Here is a 19737-nt window from a genome sequence, read left to right as displayed (position 1 = left end):
GGGCACATTCCTTCCAAGATCTCGCGGACCACTGTCACTCCGTGCTGGACGCGGCCTTGCGGGGGGTTGCCTTCTTGGCCGGGGTCTTCTTCGCTGCGGCGGTGCCAGCCTTGGCCGTCGTGGCCTTCTTCGCGGCCGTGGACTTGCTGGCCGCTGCCGTCTTCTTCGCCGCCGTGGCCTTCTTCGCGGGGGCCTTCTTCGCCGCCGCCTTCTTCCGCGGCGCCGGACCCTTCGCCCGCTTCTCCGCAAGCATCTCGGACGCTTCCTCGATGGTCAGCGCCTCCGGGGTCTGCGCGCGCCGCAGCGACGCGTTGACCTCGCCGTCGGTGACGTACGGGCCGAACCGACCGTCCTTGATCACCAGCGGCTTCTCGGTGGCCGGGTCCACGCCCATCTCGCGCAGCGGCGGCGCAGCCGCCCGCCGTCCACGGGCCTTCGGTGCGGCCAGCAGCGCCAGCGCCTCGTCCAGGCCCACCGTGAACATCTGGTCCTCGGACTCCAGCGAGCGGAACTCCTCGCCCCGCTTCACGTACGGGCCGTAGCGGCCGTTGTTGGCGAAGACCTCGACGCCGTCCGGCGCCACACCGACCAGCCGGGGCAGGCTGAGCAGCTTGAGCGCCTCCTCCAGGGTGAGGGAGTCCGGGGTCTGCGTCCGCAGCAGCGAGGACTTCCGCTCACCGCTGGACACGTACGGGCCGAACCGGCCGGACTTGAGCACGATCGGCTCGCCGGTCGCCGGGTCGTCGCCGAGCTTGCGCTCGCCGCTGCCGCCGAGGTACAGCTCGTGCACCTTCTCCGGGGTCAGCTCGTCCGGGGCCAGGCCCTCCGGGATCGGCGCCCGGTCGCCCTGGGTGCCGCCCTCCTCGCCCTCACCCGAGGCGGCCGCCGCCGGCTGTTCGCCGCCGGGCAGCTCCCGTTGCAGGTACGGCCCGTACCGGCCGACCCGGACGACGACCTCGCGGCCCTCGTCGTCGGTGAAGAGCGGGATGGAGTTGACGCTGCGGGCGTCGATGTCGCTCAGGTTCTCGGTGACCAGCTTCTTCAGCCCACCGGAACGGGCGATGTCCTGGTCACCGGCGCCGTTGGAGCTGCCGAAGTAGAACGCGGTGAGGAAGTCGACGGCGGCGTGGTCACCGCCGGCGATCTCGTCCAGCTCGTTTTCCATCGTGGCGGTGAAGTCGTAGTCGATCAGGCGCGGGTAGTGCCGCTCCATCAGCCCGATCACCGCGAACGCCAGGAAGGTCGGGATCATCGCCTGCCCGCGCTTGGTGACGTACCCCCGGTCCTGGATCGTCTGCATGATCGACGCGTAGGTGGACGGACGGCCGATGCCCAGCTCTTCCAGGGCCTTCACCAGCGACGCTTCGGTGTAGCGCGACGGCGGCTGGGTGTGGTGGCCCTGCGCGGCCAGCTCGTCGGCGGTCAGCGGCTGGTCCTTGACCAGGGTGGGCAGCCGCCGCTCGGCGTCCTCGGCCTCGGCGTTCTCGTCGTCGCTGGACTCCACGTACGCCCGCAGGAAGCCCGGGTCCGTGATCGTCTTGCCGGTCGCGCCGAAGTCGGCCTCCTCCTGCGAGGTGGAGACCGCCCGGATGCGCACCGACACGCTGGAGCCGACCGCGTCGGTCATCTGCGAGGCGATGGTCCGCCGCCAGATCAGCTCGTAGAGCTTGAACTCCTCGGCGGACAGCTCCTTGGCCACCTCGCCCGGGGTGCGGAAGTTGTCCCCCGCCGGGCGGATCGCCTCGTGCGCCTCCTGCGCGTTCTTCACCTTGCCGGTGTAGCGGCGCGGCTCCGGCGGAACGCTGCGCTCGCCGTACAACTCGACGATCTGCCGACGGGCCGCCGAGATGGCGGTCTCCGACAGGTTGACCGAGTCGGTACGCATATAGGTGATGTAGCCGTTCTCGTAGAGACGCTGCGCGGTGCGCATCGTCTGCTGCGAGGACAGGCGCAGCTTGCGGGCCGCCTCCTGCTGGAGGGTCGACGTGATGAACGGCGCGTACGGGCGGCGACGGTAGGGCTTCTCCTCGACCCGGGTGACGGTGAACGGCCGCCCGTCGAGTCGGGCCGCGAGACCCCGGGCACCGCTCTCGTCGAGGTGGACGACCCCGGCGCCGGGCTTCACCCGACCGGTGGTCGGCTCGAAGTCCTTACCGGTGGCGATCCGGTCGCCGTTCAGGGCGATCAGGGTGGCGTTGAACGCGCGCGGGCCCTCGCTGGCGTTCGTCACGGCGAGGGTGGCCAGGATGTCCCAGTATTCGGCGGTGCGGAAGGCCATCCGCTGCCGCTCCCGCTCGACCACGATGCGGGTCGCCACGGACTGCACCCGGCCGGCCGAGAGCCTCGGCATGACCTTCTTCCACAGCACCGGGGAGACCTCGTAGCCGTAGAGCCGGTCGAGGATCCGCCGCGCCTCCTGGGCGTCGACCAGATCGCGGTCGATCTCCCGGGGGTTGGCCACGGCCGCCTGGATCGCCGGCTTGGTGATCTCGTGGAAGACCATCCGCTTGACCGGGACCTTGGGCTTGAGCGTCTCGACCAGGTGCCAGGCGATCGCCTCGCCCTCGCGGTCCTCATCCGTCGCCAGGAGGATCTCGTCGACCTCCTTGGCCAGCTTCATCAGCTTGCTGATCTGCTGCTTGCGGTCGGCGGAGACGACGTAGAGCGCGTGGAAGCCGTTGTCCACGTCCACCCCGAGCCGGGCCCAGGGCTCCTTCTTGTATTTGGCCGGCACGTCGGCGGCGTTGCGCGGCAGGTCGCGGACGTGACCGAAGCTGGCCTCCACGACGTACCCCGGGCCGAGGTAGCCCGAGATCGTCTTGGCCTTCGCCGGTGACTCGACGATGACCAGACGGGTGGTTCCAGCTTCGCTTGGCACGTCTCTCCCCGACCTCACTCCTGCTCGTGGCCTGCCGGCGCCCGGACAGCGACCGCCTTCGACCCCGCCGTCACACCGGCGGTCCGGATGTCCAACGTAACGCGCCGCAAGCGTTTCGGGTTTCGCGGGCGGCAAACCGCCACCGCGCGACGGTCAACTCTCGCCCCGCCGCGCTCGGCACTGCCGGACGGCGCCACCGTACACCGTGGGCAGGGCTCGAAGAGGGTCACTGTGACGATGGCGGGCCCACAACCAGGCGCCAACCCGCCCGTTTTCCGCCCTGATGTCCCCGCGAGCTGTCCACCACCGGACAGACAGCCGCCGCGCCGCGGATCACCGCCCGACCGTGGTGAAGGGTCGGGGTCAGGTTGGCCAGGCGCCGGCCGGCGCAGCCCGGGGCGGGCGGCCGACCAGTTCGGCGAGCCGGGCCAGCCGGCGGCGGCCGGTGATCTGGTACGCCGGATCGCCCTCCGCTGGGCTGAGCAGCGTGCCGGCCAGCCCGGCCGCGGCGAGCGCGACCCCGATCGGCTCCCAGCACTCCCGGTCGTCCGCGCCGAGCCGCAACAGGAAGCCGCCGGGCGGCTCCGGCGTCCCGGCGGCGGCGAGCCACAGCCGCAGCCGCCGGCCGGTCAGGTGGAAGGTGGCCGGCGGGCGTTTCGCCGTACCGTGCAGCCAGGCGGCCGCGAGCGGCTTCAAGACCCGGGTGTACGACGTCCGCACGGCGTGTCGCTCGCCCTCGGTCGGCTCCCAGCTCGCCGCCAGCCCCCGCGACGCCAGTTCGGCGACGAGCACGTGCACCCGCCAGGCGGCGTCCACCTGCACCGAGAGCCGGGCGGTGCCGCCCATGCGGACCACCTCGCCCGGCCCGGCGAGCAGCCCGGCCAGGTCGGCGACCGTCGGCTCGGCCGCGTCCGCGCCGAAGAAGACAAGTTGCCGATCCGCCTCGGCGCCCTGGCTCGGCTCCCGTCTCGGCGGGGAGGGCTGAGCTGGGCCGCCGCGCCGCCGCGCCGGTGCGGGCGCGTCGGACTCGGGGGCGGGGAACAGCGCCGATGGCTCCGCCGCGGTGTCGTCGAGCCCACTCAGCGACACTCCGGCACCTCGTCGAAGGCTTTTTTCAGCTCCTCGGAGTTGAGCTTGCTGGTGTCCAGCGCGCTGGCGTCGTACTCCGTGTTGAGGGTCGCCACGGCGGCCCGCACGCCGTCGTAGAAGGCTGTCGGCTCGCCGGTGCCCAACCCGTCGATGGTGTCCCGGGCGCGGCCGTAGGCGTCCCGCATCTTCCCGAGTGAGCTGCGGAAACCGGCGGAGATGGCCTCGCCGTTGTCGGTCTCCGGGATGCCTGCCCGCTCCACCTTGCGGCGCGCGGCCTCACTTGCCTGCTCCGCCCCACCGAAGAGCCGCACCAGGTTCTCCTTGGCCTGCGCCGGCGTGGTCTGCGCGGTCATCTGCTCGTCAGTACTACTGGTCAGCTTGCTGATCTCGGAGCGCCACGGGGTGAGCGCGCCGCAGACCGACGCCGCCCAGGCCCGGGGGCTGGGGCCGCCGCCGCAGCCGGCGAGGACGACGACGATCGTGGCCAGGACCACCGTGAGCTTTCCGGCGGCAGACGCCTGGCACGTACGCATGCGTTGCAGCGTACGGCCTTTGGGTAGGTGTGGCACCGGGCCGGACGGCCGGGGTCCCCGGTCGACGCGGACGTCGACCGGGGACCCCGTGCCGGTGCCGGATCAGGCGTTGATCGTCTCCGGCCGGTGGTCGGTGCTGCCCGCGCCGGTGCTGCCATCAGCGTCGGAGTCGGACATCGCGATGCCCTTACGCTTGCTGAACACCACCGACGCCACGATGATCAGCGTCGCGACGAGCGCGATGCCGACCCGCAGGCCGACGTTGCGGTCGTCACCGACGCTGTACGCCACCACGGCGGGCGCGATCAGCAGCGAGACCAGGTTCATCACCTTGATCAGCGGATTGATCGCCGGGCCGGCGGTGTCCTTGAACGGGTCGCCGACGGTGTCACCGATGACAGTCGCGGCGTGCGACTCGGAGCCCTTGCCGCCGTACGCGCCGTCCTCGACCAGCTTCTTGGCGTTGTCCCACGCGCCACCGGAGTTGGCCAGGAAGACCGCCATCAGGGTGCCCGCCCCGATCGCCCCGGCCAGGTACGCGGCGAGCGCGCCGGGCCCGAGGCCGAAGCCGACCGCGATCGGCGCCAGGATGGCCAGCAGACCGGGGGTCATCAGCTCGCGCTGCGCGTCCCGGGTGCAGATGTCGACGACCTTGCCGTACTCCGGGCGCTGGGTGCGGTCCATGATGCCGGGCAGCTCACGGAACTGCCGGCGGACCTCCATCACGACGGCGCCGGCCGAACGGGACACCGCGTTGATGGCCAGCCCGGAGAAGAGGAAGACGACCGCCGCACCGATGATCAGGCCGACCAGGTTGCGCGGGTTGGCCACGTTCAGCGAGTTGAGGATCTCCAACCCGACGTCGCCCACGCCCGCGTCCGCGTACGCGGCCTTCAGCGAGTCGGTGTACGAGCCGAACAGCGCGGTCGCGGCGAGCACCGCCGTGGCGATCGCGATGCCCTTGGTGATCGCCTTCGTGGTGTTGCCGACGGCGTCCAGCTCGGTGAGCGTCCGGGCGCCGTGCTCGTCGATGTCGCCGGACATCTCCGCGATGCCCTGGGCGTTGTCGGAGATCGGCCCGAAGGTGTCCATCGCGACGATGACGCCGACAGTGGTGAGCAGGCCGGTGCCGGCCAGCGCCACCGCGAACAGCGACAGCGTGATGGAGCTGCCGCCGAGCAGGAACGCGCCGAAGACGCCGGCGCCGATGAGCAGCGCCGAGTAGACCGCCGACTCCAGACCGATGCTGATGCCGGCCAGGATGACGGTCGCCGCACCGGTCTGCGAGCTCTTGCCGATGTCCTGCACCGGACGCCTGTTGGTCTCGGTGAAGTAGCCGGTCAGGGCCTGGATCGCGGCGGCCAGCACGATGCCGATCACCACCGCGCCGATGGCCACGAACCGCGGGTTGCCGCCGGCGTCGGTGAGGCCGGCGTCGAACTCGCCGAAGGTCGCCGGCAGGTAGGCGTAGGCGGCGATCGCCACCAGCACGGCGGACAGCACCGCCGAGATGTAGAAGGCCCGGTTGATCGCGGTCAGCGCGTTGCGGTCGGAGGCGCGCAGCCGGGTGATGAAGACTCCGACGATCGCGACCAGGACGCCGATGGTGGAGATGATCAGCGGGAAGACCAGGCCCTCCTCGCCGAACGCGGCGCGGCCGAGGATCAGCGCGGCGACGAGCGTCACCGCGTACGACTCGAACAGGTCCGCGGCCATGCCGGCGCAGTCGCCGACGTTGTCGCCCACGTTGTCGGCGATGGTGGCGGCGTTACGCGGGTCGTCCTCGGGGATGCCCTGCTCGACCTTGCCGACCAGGTCGGCGCCGACGTCGGCGGCCTTGGTGAAGATGCCGCCGCCGACCCGCATGAACATCGCGAGCAGCGCGGCGCCGAAGCCGAAGCCCTCCAGCACGGTCGGCGCGTCACCCCGGTAGACCAGGACGACGAGCGCGGCGCCGAAGAGGCCGAGGCCGACGGTGAGGAAGCCGACCACACCACCGGTGCGGAAGGCGATCTTCATGGCCGCCTCGCGGCCACCTTCGCGCTCCCTCGCGGCGGCGGCGACGCGCAGGTTGGCGCGGGTGGCCAACCACATGCCCGCGCCGCCGATGAACGCGCTGAACAGGGCGCCCACCACGAAGAAGGCCGAGCGGCCGATCTTCACCGCGACCTCGCTGCCGTCGGTGTCGTGCACCGGCAGCAGGAAGAGCAGCACCACGGCAATGACGACGAAAATCGCCAGGGTACGGAACTGGCGGAGCAGGTAGGCCGAGGCGCCCTCCTGGACCGCCGCCGAGATCTCCTGCATGTTTGTGGTGCCCTTGCCGGCGGCGAGCACCGTCTTGGTAAGGGCGGCGGCGAAGGCGAGCGCCACAAGCGCGATCACCGCGGCGATGACGACGTATGTGACATTGCTTCCGGTAAGGGAAAGCCCGCCGCCGTCGGCGGCCAAGGTCTCGGACATCTGTGTCCTCCTGTTACCGAACAATCGCGCCGGTGAGTGGAGACGCACCGACCGACGCCTGGATGCGGATTTCGCAAGCGAGCGCCAACCCCGGCGGACCAGCGATGACCACCCATACCCGCTGGCTGCGGGATGGATCGCTTGCTGACAACCCGGGTACTGTAGCCCTCCGCAGTGTCGGAGGTCACACGCAGGTGCCACCGTGTCGCGATGATCTCCGTCGCTGTGTTATGAATCGAAATCTGATATAGGGCACGGTCCATGAAACAAAAAAGGGCCGCACCCCCACCGGGATGCGGCCCACGAAACGGTTTTGGGTCAGCGGCCGACCGGCCACACCATCCGCACCTCGGTGCCGATGCCCTCGTCGACCGGGCGCACCTGCAGGTCCTCGACGAAACCGGCGAGCAGCGCGAACCCGACGCCGGTGGTCAGCGCCTCATCGGTCAGCGACTCGTTCGCCAACTCGTCCGGGGGCAGCGCGGTCAGGCCGATGCCCGCCTCGATCGGCGCCCGGTCCACCACCCGCACCGCGTACGAACCGCCGTCGGACATCTCCACGAGCACCGGGTCGGCCAGGCCGTACTGCCGGTGCAGGGCCACCGCGCGGGTGCACGCCTCACCGATGGCCAGGCGTACCTCGTCCAGCAGGTCCTCCCGGACCCCGGCGCGCCGTGCGACGGCGACGCCGACCAGCCGGGCGGTGCGCACGTGCACCGGGGCGGGGGAGAACGAGAGCTTGACGGTCGCCATCACGCGCCGGCGCCCGCCGGGTCGGCGCTGATCGCCGCGTCGACCGTCGGGTGCAACGGGAACACCTGGTCCAGTGCGGTGATCCGGAAGATCTTGAGCAGCGGCTCCTTGTCGCAGACCAGGGCGAACGAACCGCCGGCCGAGCGGAGCCGCTTGAGCGCGCCGACGAGCACACCAAGCCCGGTGGAGTCGAGGAAGTCCACCCGGTCGAGGTCGACGACCACGTGTCGGGCGCCACCATCGATCAACTCGAGGAGTCGTTCGCGGAGCCGGGGCGCGGTGTAGACGTCCACCTCACCACCGACCTCGAGCACCGTGTGCTCACCCTCGGTGCGGGTAGCCAGCGACAGCTCCATCGGTCCTCCTCGCCAGAGCCGTAAACTCTCGTGGGCATCTAACCACTACCGCCGGTGCGGCCTGCGGACGCCAGCGGAGGCTTCCCCTTACCCCCGGGCCCGACTTTTCATCTCCGAACACCAGTGCGAGAGTGCAGGGCGTGACCTCCAACGACTTCAGCTCGGCGCGGCACACGCCGCGCCATGACCTGGAGTCGTCGCCCGCGGCCACCGTATCCGCTGGTCCCGGCCCCGGGCCAGCGCCGGCCGACCTGCTGCGCCGACTCCGCGCCCGGGGCGCCGGCGACCCGGTCACCCACGTCGAGCGGGTGCCGGCCCGCGCCGGGGTGCCCGCCCCATGGCCGTCGTGGGCGCCGGCGGAACTGCGCGCGGCGTTCGCCAAGCGCGGCGTGATCGCGCCCTGGCAGCACCAGGCCGAGGCCGCCAACCTGGCGTACGAGGGTCAGCACGTGATCGTCGCCACCGGCACCGCGTCCGGCAAGTCACTCGCGTACCAGCTGCCGGCCCTGGCCACCCTGCACGCCGACCCCCGGGCGACCGTGCTCTACCTGGCGCCGACAAAGGCCCTCGCCGCCGACCAGTTGCGCGCCGTCGCCGCACTGGAACTGGAGGGGGTACGCCCCGCCTGCTACGACGGGGACACTCCGCGCGCCGAGCGGGAGTGGATCCGCCGGCACTCCCGGTTCGTGCTGACCAACCCCGACATGCTGCACCACGGCATCCTGCCCGGTCATGCCCAGTGGTCCGGTTTCCTGCGCCGACTCGCGTACGTGGTGATCGACGAGTGTCACACCTACCGGGGCGTGTTCGGCTCGCACGTGGCGCACGTGCTGCGGCGGTTGCGTCGGCAGTGCGCCCGGTTCGGGACCACCCCGGTCTTCGTGCTCGCCTCGGCGACCTCCGGCGACCCGGCGACCGCGGCCGGACGGCTGACCGGCCTGCCGGTGACGGCGGTCACCGACGACGCGTCGCCGCGCGGCGGGGTGACCTTCGCGCTCTGGGAGCCGCCGCTGCTGCCACCCGACACCGACTCCGGTTCCCCGGTGCCCCCGCAGGCGACAGGCGAGCACGACGACCTCCACCAGGTCCGCCGGTCGGCGCTGCGCGAGACCGCGGACCTGCTCGCCGACACGGTCGCCGAGGGGGTACGCACCCTCGCGTTCGTCCGTTCCCGCAAGGGCGCCGAGGTCGTGGCGGCCAACGCACGCCGGTCACTCGACGACGCGGTGCCGGGGCTCGGCGACCGGGTGGCCGCCTACCGGGGCGGCTACCTGCGTGAGGAGCGGCGCGAGCTGGAACGGGCGCTGCTGCACGGCGACCTGCTCGGCCTCGCCTCCACGAACGCGCTGGAACTGGGCGTGGACCTGATCGGGTTGGACGCGGTGCTGATCTGTGGATACCCCGGCACCCGGGCGTCACTGTGGCAGCAGGCGGGCCGCGCCGGCCGTTCCGGGCAGGAAGCCCTCGCCGTGCTGGTGGCCCGGGACGACCCACTGGACACCTATCTGGTGCACCACCCGGAGGCGATCTTCGGCGCTCCGGTGGAGGCGACGGTGCTCGACCCCGCCAACCCGTACGTCCTGGCGCCGCAACTCGCCTGCGCCGCCGCGGAGGCGCCACTCACTCCGGCCGACCTGGTGCTCTTCGGCGACGGGGCGAAGGAGGCCGTCGACCAACTCGTCGCCGCCGGGGCGTTGCGGCAGCGACCCACCGGCTGGTACTGGCGGCACCGGGAGCGGCCAGAGGTGGATCTGCGCGGCGAGGGCGGCGCCCCGGTCTGCGTGGTGGAGTCGTCGACCGGGCGGCTGCTCGGCACGGTCGACGGCGGCTCCTCGCACTTCCTGCTCCACCCCGGCGCGGTCTATCTGCACCAGGGCGTGTCGTACGTGGTCGACGACCTCGACCTCGCCGACGGGTGCGCGCTCGTGCACGTCGAGGAGCCGGACTGGTCCACCCACGCCCGCGACGTCACCGACCTGTCCGTGGTGTCGGTGCGTTCCTACGTGGACGCCGGGCCGGTCGGCATGTTCCTCGGCGAGGTGGACGTGACGAGTCAGGTCGTGTCGTACCAGCGGCGACGGATCGCCACCGGCGAGGTGATCGACACCCGGCCGCTCGACCTGCCCGCCCGGGAGCTGCGCACGGTGGCGGTCTGGTTCACCCTGTCGCCGCAGTCGTTGACTCTCGCCGGGGTGCAGCCCGCCGACGTGCCCGGTGCGCTGCACGCCGCCGAACACGCCGCGATCGGCCTGCTGCCGCTGATGGCCACCTGCGACAGGTGGGACATCGGCGGCCTCTCCACCGCCGTGCATCCGGACACCGAGGCGCCGACCGTCTTCGTCTACGACGGGCATCCGGGTGGCGCGGGGTTCGCCGAGCGGGCGTACGGGACGGCGTCGGCGTGGCTGCGGGCCACCCGGGACGCGATCGCGGAGTGTGGTTGCGAGACCGGTTGCCCGTCCTGCGTGCAGTCGCCGAAGTGTGGCAACGGCAACAATCCGCTCTCCAAGCCGGATGCGATCCGGGTGCTCGACGTGGTGTTGGCGAACCTGCCCGACTGAGCGGGTTGCATGAATCGGCATGGCACTGGGCACAATGTGTGGGAGCGCTTCCATCGATCTCTTTGTTGCTGATCGCCCCCCGTGCCCGAGGAGGAGCCGTGGCCGACACCATCGCCGAGACCGTCGACCTGCTCTACAGCATCGACCAGGATCAACTCACTCTCGACCAGCAGATCGCGCTCGGGGCCGCGCTGGCCACCCTGGCTCAGGCCGAACGCCTGGAGCAGATCAACGAACGGCTGCGCGTCATCCACCAGGTCCTCAACACCTGGGCGCTGCGCGCCGCGACCACCACCGACGGGCGCTGACCACCCCTTTCACCAGTACGGGCAACGGAATGCTGGGGTAGTCGTCCGACGGCCCCCGACGGCTACCCAGCATCGTGCGATCGTCGATGGCAAGGAGCGCGACAGTTGTCGGGCTGTGCGAGACTCCGGCGGACCCAACCCCCTGAGGAGCTCAGATGCAGTCCGACACCTTGCAGAACCAGCACCAGTTCCACGTCCGTCAGCGACTGCGCATGATGGTCAACCAGTACGAGGTCCGGGCGGTCGCTCCGGACGGCACCGAGGGTGAGCTGATCGCGTTCGCGCAGCAGAAGCGGCTCGCCTTCAAGGAGCAGGTGACGATCTACGCGGATGACTCGAAGCAGCAGCCCCTGCTCGGTTTCAAGGCCCGCCAGCGCATCGACCTCGGCGCCACGTACGACGTCACCGACGCCGCCGGCAGCGCGATCGGCCTGTTCCGCAAGGACTTCGCCCAGTCCCTGCTCCGGTCCACGTGGCACGTCGAGCAGGCCGGCCTGCCGCAGGTGACGGGCCAGGAGCGCAGCCTGCCGGTGGCTCTGCTGCGCCGGTTCGTCGACTCGCTGTCGTGGCTGCCGTACCACTTCGACTTCACCGCCGGCGGCCAGCCGGTCTTCACCGTGGTCAAGAAGTGGGGCCTGCGCGACAAGTACATCGTCGAGGTGCAGCACCCGCAGATCGACCGCCGCCTGGTCATCGCCATGGCCGTCGCCCTCGACGCGCTCCAGGCTCGCTGACCCGTCCGGCCCACCCGCTGCTCGGCCGCTGACCGGGACAAGGCACTGCGCCCTGGTCCCGGCCAGCAGGCCGTCCGGCAGCCACCGCGACGTCCGCCGGTGCGCGAGCGGCCGGCCCGCGGCCCCGTCCGCGGGCGCGGCCCCCAGCCGCAATCGCCATCAACCGCGCACGGGGCCGGCGCGGGCCGTCGATGTGGCGACCCAGGTCAGCCCGGGAAGTGGCGTGAACGCCACCTCGACGGTCACCAGCACGTCCAGTCCGTCGAGGCGGCAGTCGACCGTCCGGCCAGCGTTGCGGCTGGCGATGTCGGCCGCGAGCGCGCAGGCCATCACCTCACCGTCGAGCGGGTGGCCTGCTCCCGCCAGCGCGCCGAGATCGGCTGCCACCGCTGCCTTCTGATCCGCGAGCTGAGCTGCGGCGATGGCAGCGACGAACGTGCCGAACAGCAGGAAGACCAGGCCGATCGCCAGCACCAGGACCGTCGCGCCACCGCGCTGCGCGTCCGGCAGGCCGTCGTCGAGGCACGCGGAGTCGGGGTTGTGAGTCCGTCGCACCGTCAACTCCTCTCGGCGGCGCCGGGTTCCACGGCTGCGACCGCGGTGGCCACGACGGTGATCCGGGGGAGCCGGCCGCCCAGCGCCCGGACGGGCGCACGTACCGTCGTCCGCACCTGGTTGCCGTCGACGGACACCGACACCTCCGCTCCCGGCGGTGCCGCACGCTCGCCTTCGGCGCTGCCGTCCGCGCCGCGAGCGGCGGCCAGCGCGGCCTCCCGGGCCGCGTGCAGGCAGCCCGCCTGGGCGCTGACGGCATTGACGGCGGTGAGGCCGGTCAGCAGGAGTAGGAGCAGCGCCGGCAGGCCGGCCGCCAGTTCGGCGGTGAACGACCCTCGGTCCCCGTCGGCGGCCCGCTCGACGGCGCGGACTCTCCACCCGCCGAGCGCCCGCTCGGGAATGCCTGGCCTCCGATCGCGGCCAGCCTGCCGGCGCCCGGTCACTTCAGCGCCCGGTCGATGACGGCGGTCAGCGCCGACTGGACGTTGCCGGAGGTCAGCACCTTCAACAGGATCCCGGCGAAGGCGACCGCGGCGAGCGTGCCGACGGCGTACTCGGCCGTGTTCATACCGGCGTCGCCGCGCAGGCGGGCGATGAGTTTGCGCATGGCTGTTTCCCTTCTCGATGGGTCAGAGCACGTCGCCGAGGACGGCGACGATCACCGGCACCAGGCCGGCGAGAATGAACGCCGGCAGGAAGCAGAGCCCCAGCGGCAGGACGATGAGCACACCCGCCCGACGGGCGGACGCCTCGGCAGCGGTGGCCCGGTCGGCACGTAGGTCGTCGGCGAGCCGGGTCAGCGCGCCGGCCAGGGCCGCGCCGCTGTTCGACGAGCGCAACGCCGCTGCGGCCAACCGCTCGGCGCCGGGCACCCCGTCCAGCGCCGACCATGCCTCCGACGGGCTACCGCCGAGCAGCAACGTGCGGCCGGCCCGGGCCAGCCGCGCGCTGAGTGGCCCGTCCAGGGCCTCGGCGACGGCCAGCACCGAGCGATCCACCGGAGCGCCCGCCCGCATGGCGGCGGCCAGCAGGTCGACCGCGAGCGGTAGGTCGACGGCTTCCTGCAGCCGCCGCCTGCGCACGCCCGGTGACTCGATCCGCCGCAGCAGAAAATCCAACAGGAACGCGGTGGGGACCGCACCGAGCAGACCCAGCCAGCCCTCGGCGACCACGGCGACGGCGAGCCCGCCCAGCGCTGCGGCGAGGCGGATCGCGTCCGGCCGCCGCCCAGCGGCTGGGCCGCGTCGGCGTGCCGGACTTCGCGACATCATCCGACCCGCCCCGGCGTCGCGCCCAGCCGTTCCGTCCAGAGGAGGCCCACGACCTGCAGGGCGACCGCGACGACCGCACAGACCCCGCCGACGCCGCTGTGCAGCAGCACCGCCACCGGGTCGACGCCAATCCCGTACCCGAGCAGGATCCCGCCCACCGGCAACGCGGCCAACAACCAGGCCGTGGCCCGGGCACCGGCCGCCTGGGCCGCCGCGGCAGCCAGGCCCCGGTCGGTCGCCCGAGCGTCGGCCTCGATCCGCTCGACGAGTTCCGCCAGCGGCGCGCCCGTCCGGTCGGCCAGTCGCACCGCTGCTGCCGTCAGCTGACGCAGCCGGTCGGACCCGTCCCACCGATCGGTGGCGGCCTCGAGCGCGCGCTGCACGGGCAGGCCGGCCCGGAGGTCCGCCGCGAGGCCACACAGTTGGTCCAGTCCGCGTCGCCGCCTTCGCTCGGCACCCCGGTTCACTCGCCAGCGCAACACGGCCCGCCCGGCCAGTGCGGCGTACCCGCCCAACGCGACCGCCGCGACCGGGCCGCCGACCACCGCACCCACGCCACCAGCCAGCAGGCCGACCAGCGGCAGCGCCCGCCTCGACGACCGTGGAACCCCTCCCCGCGCAGCCGCAGTCGGGGCACCTGTCGACTCGACGAACCGGTCGGCCCGGCGAACGGCACCCCCGCCTCCCTCGGCCGTCACCGCTGCGGACGTGCTGCCCGGGCTGTCCGCCGCGGCGCCGTACTCAACTGTCGTCACCGCACCGGGAGCGTCGTCCCGGCGGTTCACCCCCACGTCGCCGTCGATCGTCATCTCGGCCACGGACGTGCCACCCCGTCCTTCGGCATCGGGGAGCCTGGACTCGTGCCCGGTGGTGGCGGCCGGGCGGCGGGGATCCCGACGGGTCGGCGGACGTGTGGGACCTACGGGACGGGCGGACCCCACCGACCCGCCCGTCGCCCCGGGCCAGCCCGCGCCGCCGGTGACGTCCCGGCTGGGCCAGCCGAGGGCGGTCGGCCTGCCGCTGCGACCCGCGGTGGTCAACGGCCGGCACGGCATGCCGATCGCGCCGCCCGGGATCGGTGGGTCGTCGGGCCCGTCGACCGGCCCGTCCGGCGTGCGGCCGAGCTCCCGAATCCACTCCAGAAGCGCGTCGTCGGGATCGGCGCCGCCACTCCCCCGTCCCGTCGTCAGCACCCGTCGTCGGCGCGCGCGGATGCTGCGCACGGGCCACGCCACCAGGGCCGCGGCGACCAGCAACAGCGCCGCCACCAGCATCGTCGGCCCGGTCATGCCGGGCCTGCCGACCCGGGCCACGGCTCGCTGAGGATCGGCGGCACCGCCACCCCGCGCTCCCGGAGCAGCGCGCCCAGTGGGCGGGCGGCCAACCCGAGGCCACTGCCGCGTACCCAGGCTGGCACCACTGTCACCAACCGTTCCGGCCCGTCGGGCAGGAGCAGGCAGACTGACTCCAGGACGCGTCCCCGGTCGCCACGCCGCACCTGGAACAACACCTGCAACGCGGCGGCCACCTGGGCGTGCAGTGCGGCGCGCGGCAGCCCACCCAGCATGCCCAGCGCCTCCAGCCGGGCTGGCACGTCGGACGGCGAGTTGGCGTGCAAGGTGCCCGCGCCCCCGTCGTGGCCGGTGTTGAGCGCCGCGAGCAGGTCGACCACCTCACCGCCCCGACACTCCCCGACCACCAGGCGGTCCGGACGCATCCGCAACGCCTGCCGGACCAGGTCGCCGAGGCTGACCGCGCCCGAACCCTCCACATTGGCGGTACGCGCCTGGAGCCCGACCACGTGCGGGTGCCCCGGACGTAGCTCGGCGGCGTCTTCCACAAGCACGATCCGCTCGGTGGCGGGGACCATCCCCAACAGCGTGTTGAGCAGGGTCGTCTTGCCCGACCCCGTGCCCCCGGTGACCAGGTACGCCAGGCGGGCAGCCACGACGGAGGCGAGCAGTGGTGCCACCGGTCGCGGCACGGTCCCGTGGCGGACCAGCTCGTCGAGAGTGAACGGCCGGTGTCGGAAGGTCCGCAGGGACAGGTAGGGGCCCTCGGTCGCCACCGGCGGCAGCACGGCGTGCAGTCGGGTGCCGTCGGGGAGCCGGGCGTCCGCGTACGGGGAACCGTCGTCGAGCCGCCGGCCGGCGCTGGCGATCAGCCGCTGCGCCAACCGGCGGACGTCCTCGATCGAGCCGAACGGGACCGCGACCTGCTGCAACCCCGCACCGCGGTCGACCCAGACCCGGGTCCCGTTGACGAGGACGTCGGTGACCTCCGGGTCGGCGAGCAGCGGGGCCAGCGGCCCGGCGCCGACGAGGTCGTCGTGCACCCGGTCGGCTATCCGCAGCACGGCGTTGTCGCCGAGCACCGCGGCGGTTGGCTCGGCCCGTACGGCGGAGACGATCGCCGCCGCGGTGACCGGGGTGGTGGCGGCGGCGATCCGCTGCCGCACCCGTGCGGCGAGGGTGCCGTCCTGCGACCGGCCGGTCATGCCGCACCCGATGCCGGGACACCGGTCAGGTCGGTGACGATCCGCTGGCAGAGTGCGGCCAGCGGGCCTTTCCCCGCAGCAGCAGGCGCCTCGCCTCGTTCCAGCCCGCGGCACAGACCCGGCTCGGGGCGCAGCGCGCCAGCCAGCGGCAGGCCGAGAGCCCGTGCCACCTCGGTGGCGCGTAGTCGGCCCGGAGCGGGCCCGCGCACCACCACCGAGAGCGCGGCGCAGTGCGGGGCAGCCGCGGCCACCACGCGAGCGGCCGCGGCGGTGGCACGCAACTCGGCGGGGACGACGACGAACGCCTGGTCCGCCGCCTGCAATGCCACCACTGCGGCGTCGTCCAACTGTCGAGGCACATCGACGACCACGAAGTCCCGACCACGCCGAGCGGCGTCGACGGTCGCCGCCATCGCCGCCGCTGGCAGCGCCAGCATCTCGCCGCGATCCCAGGAGAGCACCACCAGATCACCCCTGTTGGGCAGGGCCTGCACCAACGCCGGGGCGTCCACCCGCCCGTCGGCGCTGGTGAGCGACGGCCAGCGCAGCCCCTCCAACTGCTCCCAGCCCAACACCAGGTCGAGGCCGCCCCCGAGCGGATCAGCGTCGACAAGCAGCGTGCGCAACCGGGACCGAGCGGCAGTCACGGCGAGGCCACCAGCGAGCACGCTCGCCCCGGCACCGCCCCGGCCGCCGAACACCGCGACGATCCGGGCGCCGGCCTCGTTGGGGCGGTCCGCGCCCTGCTCGGCGAACCGATCCACCAACCACGGCTCCGCGGTGGGCAGCATGGCGACGTGCTCGGCCCCGATCAGCTCGGCAATCTGCCAGCCGGGGTCGAGCTGACCGGCTCGGCCGACAAGCACCAGCCGGGGCCGCTGTGGCAACCGGGCACGCAGACACGACTGAGCCTGGTCGGCGCCGAGCAACACAAGCGGAGCCGGCTGCCAGCGAGTACGGGCGGCCGCCGGGTCGCGGGCGAGCTCCACCTCGGCCCCGCCGGCGGCGGCGAGCCGGAGCAGATCATCGAGCAGATCGTGGTCGCCGGTGACCACCAGCGGAAGCCGGCGGATCGGCGGAACCGAGGTACGGGATGGCATCGCGGCCTCCAGCGGTCGGGCTCTGGTATGCCGCCGACCCTGCTCGGAAACCGCCCCGCAAGCCGCCCCGACCACGTCACCTGTGGACAACCACGCGGGCTGTGGACAACGCCCGCCGCGACAGTTGATCTGCTACGCGCGCGGCCTGTCCGTCACCGCACGAGCTGCTCGGCAACGCAACGAGGCCGCTCCTTTTCGGGAGCGGCCCGTCGACGTGGTCGATGCGGATGGATGATCGTCCGGTACGGACGGACCCGCGCCTGCGGCAGCGAGCCGACCTCCGACGCCGACCCGGCAGATGAGATCCCGGCGACGGCGACGTGGCCAGCCCGACCCTCATATGTTCAGCGGACCGCCGTTACGCAGGGCGTCATCCTTGATCGCGATGAGATTCGCGGACACGTACGAAATGTTGTGCGTCTTGTGCCACTCACTCGGAAAATACGTGACCAGACGCGACGTCTGGAAACGGCACCTAATTTCAGGTACGAACCGAGAATAGTTGGCGTCCGTGAAGTACCAGAACGAGTTTTCGTTGTAGAACGCCACATGCGTCGGGTCCTGGTAGGCACCTCGGCCATCCGTGCTGGGCGTCAGCGACAACAGCATCCCGTTCGGTGCGAGCAACCGGTAGAGCTCATTGAACAGCGCGATTTTGTCCGGGATGTGTTCCAGGAAGTCGGCGGCCCGAATGACCCCGACGCTACCGTCCGGGAGATCGACTCCCTTGGTTATGTCGCAGACCATGTCGACGCCCGACCCGTCGTGGTAATCCAGGCCGAGATAGCCTTCCGGCTTGTTGTGGGCGGCCCCCAGATCCAGCGCCAGGAGCCCCTGCCGCCGCGACCATGCCAACGCGTTCTGCTGAATGTTCCGGTCGTAGATCTCCACCGTACGCTGCTGGATGCGGGCGTTGACATCCGGAATGCGCTGCGTGTTCTTGGGATGCATGCGCTGCAGGTAGAGGCATTTCTGGATGTGATGGAACTCGCTCACCTGGTACATCCGAGCCATGAGGTCGGCATCGTCCGCGACATCGAGCGACTCGTCGTATCCGCCGACCTTCTCGTAGATGTCCCGGCGGAAGGCGCGCACGTGGTTCGGTGCGTACCAGATGTAGCTCACGTTGTGGGGTGTCGGCGGCAACGCCCGACAGACCAGCACCTCGCGGCCGTCGACTTTCTCGTCGTAGTGCCGCCAGCCGAACGAAGTCGAGAAACGGTCCTCACAGCGGCCGCCGTCCTCCTGGATCTGCGCCGTGTCGCTGTAGACGAACCCCACCTCCGGGTTGGCGTCGAAGGCGTCGACGATCTCTTGCAGACAGTCGCTGCTGAGCAGGTCGTCGTCGTCGAGCTCAACCAGTATGTCCCCGGCGGCCTCAGCGCAGGCGTACCTCTTCACGGCACCAACACCGTCCAGATTGTCCTGGACGACGAGCCGGATCCGATCGTCGTGCCTCTCCGGCCGCCAACGAGACCCCTGGTTGAGAATGACCACCCATTCCCAATCGGTGAAAGTTTGCGCAGCCAGCGAACGGAAACATTCGTCGATGAAACGGGTGCGGTTGCTTCCCGTGAAGACCGTCACGCGCGGTGTGTGCATTGAACCACTCACCTACCCGCCGGAGTCGAGGATCGAGCGGTCGGGGCCGCGCGGTACTTTGCTGGCACGGAAGAGGTGAGCCCCTTGTCCAGTCGGACCGCGGCCTTGAAGGCGTCCCGTGCCGCCCGGTCGTCGCCGGTCTGGGACAGCAGAATACCCAACCGAAGGTAGGCGGTTGACGACTTGTTGTCGATCGACACCACCTTGCGGTAGATGTCGATCGAACTGGTCGGGGCTTTGCCTTCCAGCGCGATCGCCTTGTTGAAAAGGGCGGGCTTGTAGTTGCCGTCGGCCGCCAATGACTTGTCGTAGTTGTTGACCGCCTCGTCGGGCTGGTTACGCGACTGGGCGATGAAGCCCAAATTGAACCATGCGAACTTGTTGTCGGCCTCGGCCGCCAACACCTTCTCGAAGGTGGTCTTCGCCGCGTCGAAGTTGCCGGCTTGACCCTGCTCGACCCCGAGCTTCAACAGGTCCGCCGGAGCGGTCCCGGTGGAGGCGTCGCCGTTGGCCTTGTCACTGTCGCCCGAGTTGCTCGTCTGCGGCTTCTCGGCAGGCTTCTCGCTGCATCCCGCGACTCCGGTCAGCAGGACCGCACCACAGGCAAGTGACCCGAAAATCTGACGCGTACTCATTTGTCCTCCGTGACGGTAACGGGGCGGCCCGACTCGCTGTTCGGCCGGTCGGAATTGCTACTGTTGGCCGCCGTCCGGCCCGACGAGTTGCCGGCCACACCGAACGGCAACGGCGCGCCGAGTTCAATGCAGGACACCCAGATGTCCGCGCCGCCGCCGGTGAACGTGAACTGGTAACCGCTTGTCGAAAGCGGCTGGATCAGCACTGGATTTACGCCTGCGCCCGAAAGCTGGTATCCGGTTCCGACGGCGATGTCTCCGGGATCACAGCCGAAATTGACGGGAGTGTCAGCGATCACGGTCAACGGGCCCTGAATGTAGGCGCCCTGGATACCGTTACCCGCTAGTCCCTGCGCGCCCTGGGCACCAGTGGCACCCTGCGGTCCGGGTACGCCCTGGAAA

19 protein-coding genes are annotated in these 19737 nt (G+C 71.5%); 3 read left to right on the top strand and 16 right to left on the bottom strand.

What is annotated here, in order from left to right:
• Positions 1–34: 34 nt before the first annotated feature.
• The 6 genes from topA to ACLQ29_RS08760 form a co-directional block, all read right to left on the bottom strand.
• On the bottom strand, positions 35–2878 hold the full coding sequence (gene topA, locus ACLQ29_RS08785; RefSeq protein ID WP_425771115.1) for a type I DNA topoisomerase: 2844 nt from the start codon (positions 2876–2878) through the stop codon (positions 35–37).
• A gap of 363 nt (positions 2879–3241) precedes the next feature.
• Positions 3242–3967, bottom strand: a complete 726-nt coding sequence (locus ACLQ29_RS08780; protein ID WP_425771114.1) for a hypothetical protein — start codon at positions 3965–3967, stop codon at positions 3242–3244.
• On the bottom strand, positions 3958–4500 hold the full coding sequence (locus ACLQ29_RS08775) for a hypothetical protein (RefSeq protein WP_425771113.1): 543 nt from the start codon (positions 4498–4500) through the stop codon (positions 3958–3960). Before ACLQ29_RS08775 ends, ACLQ29_RS08780 begins: the two co-directional genes overlap by 10 nt.
• Before the next feature lie 102 nt (positions 4501–4602).
• On the bottom strand, positions 4603–6963 hold the full coding sequence (locus tag ACLQ29_RS08770; RefSeq protein ID WP_425771112.1) for a sodium-translocating pyrophosphatase: 2361 nt from the start codon (positions 6961–6963) through the stop codon (positions 4603–4605).
• A 318-nt stretch (positions 6964–7281) separates the two neighbouring features.
• Positions 7282–7719 (bottom strand): ATP-binding protein, encoded by a 438-nt coding sequence (locus tag ACLQ29_RS08765; protein WP_030334228.1) that lies wholly within the window; start codon positions 7717–7719, stop codon positions 7282–7284.
• On the bottom strand, positions 7716–8072 hold the full coding sequence (locus ACLQ29_RS08760; RefSeq protein WP_357404550.1) for an STAS domain-containing protein: 357 nt from the start codon (positions 8070–8072) through the stop codon (positions 7716–7718). Before ACLQ29_RS08760 ends, ACLQ29_RS08765 begins: the two co-directional genes overlap by 4 nt.
• Positions 8073–8203: 131 nt before the next feature.
• On the opposite strand from ACLQ29_RS08760, the gene ACLQ29_RS08755 reads away from it, so the two are divergent.
• The 3 genes from ACLQ29_RS08755 (at position 8204) to ACLQ29_RS08745 (ending at position 11675) form a co-directional block, all read left to right on the top strand.
• A complete protein-coding gene (locus ACLQ29_RS08755) occupies positions 8204–10633 on the top strand; it encodes a DEAD/DEAH box helicase (RefSeq protein WP_425771111.1) in 2430 nt (809 codons plus the stop codon).
• A 98-nt stretch (positions 10634–10731) separates the two neighbouring features.
• Positions 10732–10941: a hypothetical protein gene (locus ACLQ29_RS08750; RefSeq protein ID WP_425771110.1), complete on the top strand. Its 210-nt coding sequence runs from the start codon at positions 10732–10734 to the stop codon at positions 10939–10941.
• Between the two features lie 155 nt (positions 10942–11096).
• Entirely contained in the window at positions 11097–11675 is a 579-nt protein-coding gene (locus tag ACLQ29_RS08745) for a hypothetical protein (protein WP_425771109.1), read from the top strand.
• 159 nt (positions 11676–11834) lie between these two features.
• Here ACLQ29_RS08745 and ACLQ29_RS08740 read toward each other — a convergent pair whose 3' ends face one another.
• The 10 genes from ACLQ29_RS08740 to ACLQ29_RS08695 form a co-directional block, all read right to left on the bottom strand.
• Positions 11835–12230: an Rv3654c family TadE-like protein gene (locus tag ACLQ29_RS08740; RefSeq protein WP_425771108.1), complete on the bottom strand. Its 396-nt coding sequence runs from the start codon at positions 12228–12230 to the stop codon at positions 11835–11837.
• Positions 12231–12232: 2 nt separating this feature from the next.
• Positions 12233–12631 (bottom strand): TadE family type IV pilus minor pilin, encoded by a 399-nt coding sequence (locus ACLQ29_RS08735; RefSeq protein WP_393367054.1) that lies wholly within the window; start codon positions 12629–12631, stop codon positions 12233–12235.
• Between the two features lie 38 nt (positions 12632–12669).
• Entirely contained in the window at positions 12670–12837 is a 168-nt protein-coding gene (locus tag ACLQ29_RS08730) for a DUF4244 domain-containing protein (RefSeq protein ID WP_081883916.1), read from the bottom strand.
• Positions 12838–12859: 22 nt separating this feature from the next.
• Positions 12860–13498, bottom strand: a complete 639-nt coding sequence (locus ACLQ29_RS08725) for a type II secretion system F family protein (RefSeq protein ID WP_425771254.1) — start codon at positions 13496–13498, stop codon at positions 12860–12862.
• Entirely contained in the window at positions 13498–14790 is a 1293-nt protein-coding gene (locus tag ACLQ29_RS08720) for a hypothetical protein (RefSeq protein ID WP_425771107.1), read from the bottom strand. The genes ACLQ29_RS08725 and ACLQ29_RS08720 overlap by 1 nt, the downstream gene beginning before the upstream one ends.
• Positions 14787–15998, bottom strand: a complete 1212-nt coding sequence (locus tag ACLQ29_RS08715; RefSeq protein ID WP_425771106.1) for a TadA family conjugal transfer-associated ATPase — start codon at positions 15996–15998, stop codon at positions 14787–14789. Before ACLQ29_RS08715 ends, ACLQ29_RS08720 begins: the two co-directional genes overlap by 4 nt.
• The gene (gene ssd / locus ACLQ29_RS08710; RefSeq protein WP_425771105.1) at positions 15995–17098 is read right to left on the bottom strand and encodes a septum site-determining protein Ssd; all 1104 of its coding nucleotides are present in this window, start codon (positions 17096–17098) and stop codon (positions 15995–15997) included. Before ssd ends, ACLQ29_RS08715 begins: the two co-directional genes overlap by 4 nt.
• Positions 17099–17434: 336 nt before the next feature.
• Positions 17435–18685: a glycosyltransferase gene (locus ACLQ29_RS08705; RefSeq protein ID WP_425771104.1), complete on the bottom strand. Its 1251-nt coding sequence runs from the start codon at positions 18683–18685 to the stop codon at positions 17435–17437.
• Between the two features lie 23 nt (positions 18686–18708).
• Complete coding sequence (locus ACLQ29_RS08700; protein WP_425771103.1) at positions 18709–19335, bottom strand: tetratricopeptide repeat protein; 627 nt, start codon at positions 19333–19335, stop codon at positions 18709–18711.
• The gene (locus ACLQ29_RS08695; protein WP_425771102.1) at positions 19332–19640 is read right to left on the bottom strand and encodes a hypothetical protein; all 309 of its coding nucleotides are present in this window, start codon (positions 19638–19640) and stop codon (positions 19332–19334) included. Before ACLQ29_RS08695 ends, ACLQ29_RS08700 begins: the two co-directional genes overlap by 4 nt.
• Between the last annotated feature and the right edge of the window lie 97 nt (positions 19641–19737).

Origin of the sequence: Micromonospora sp. DT228 (assembly GCF_049841595.1) — a bacterium.
Classification (GTDB): Bacteria; Actinomycetota; Actinomycetes; order Mycobacteriales; family Micromonosporaceae; genus Micromonospora.
Note: the sequence above shows the minus strand (reverse complement) of the source record. Positions and strands in the feature narration are given on the sequence as shown.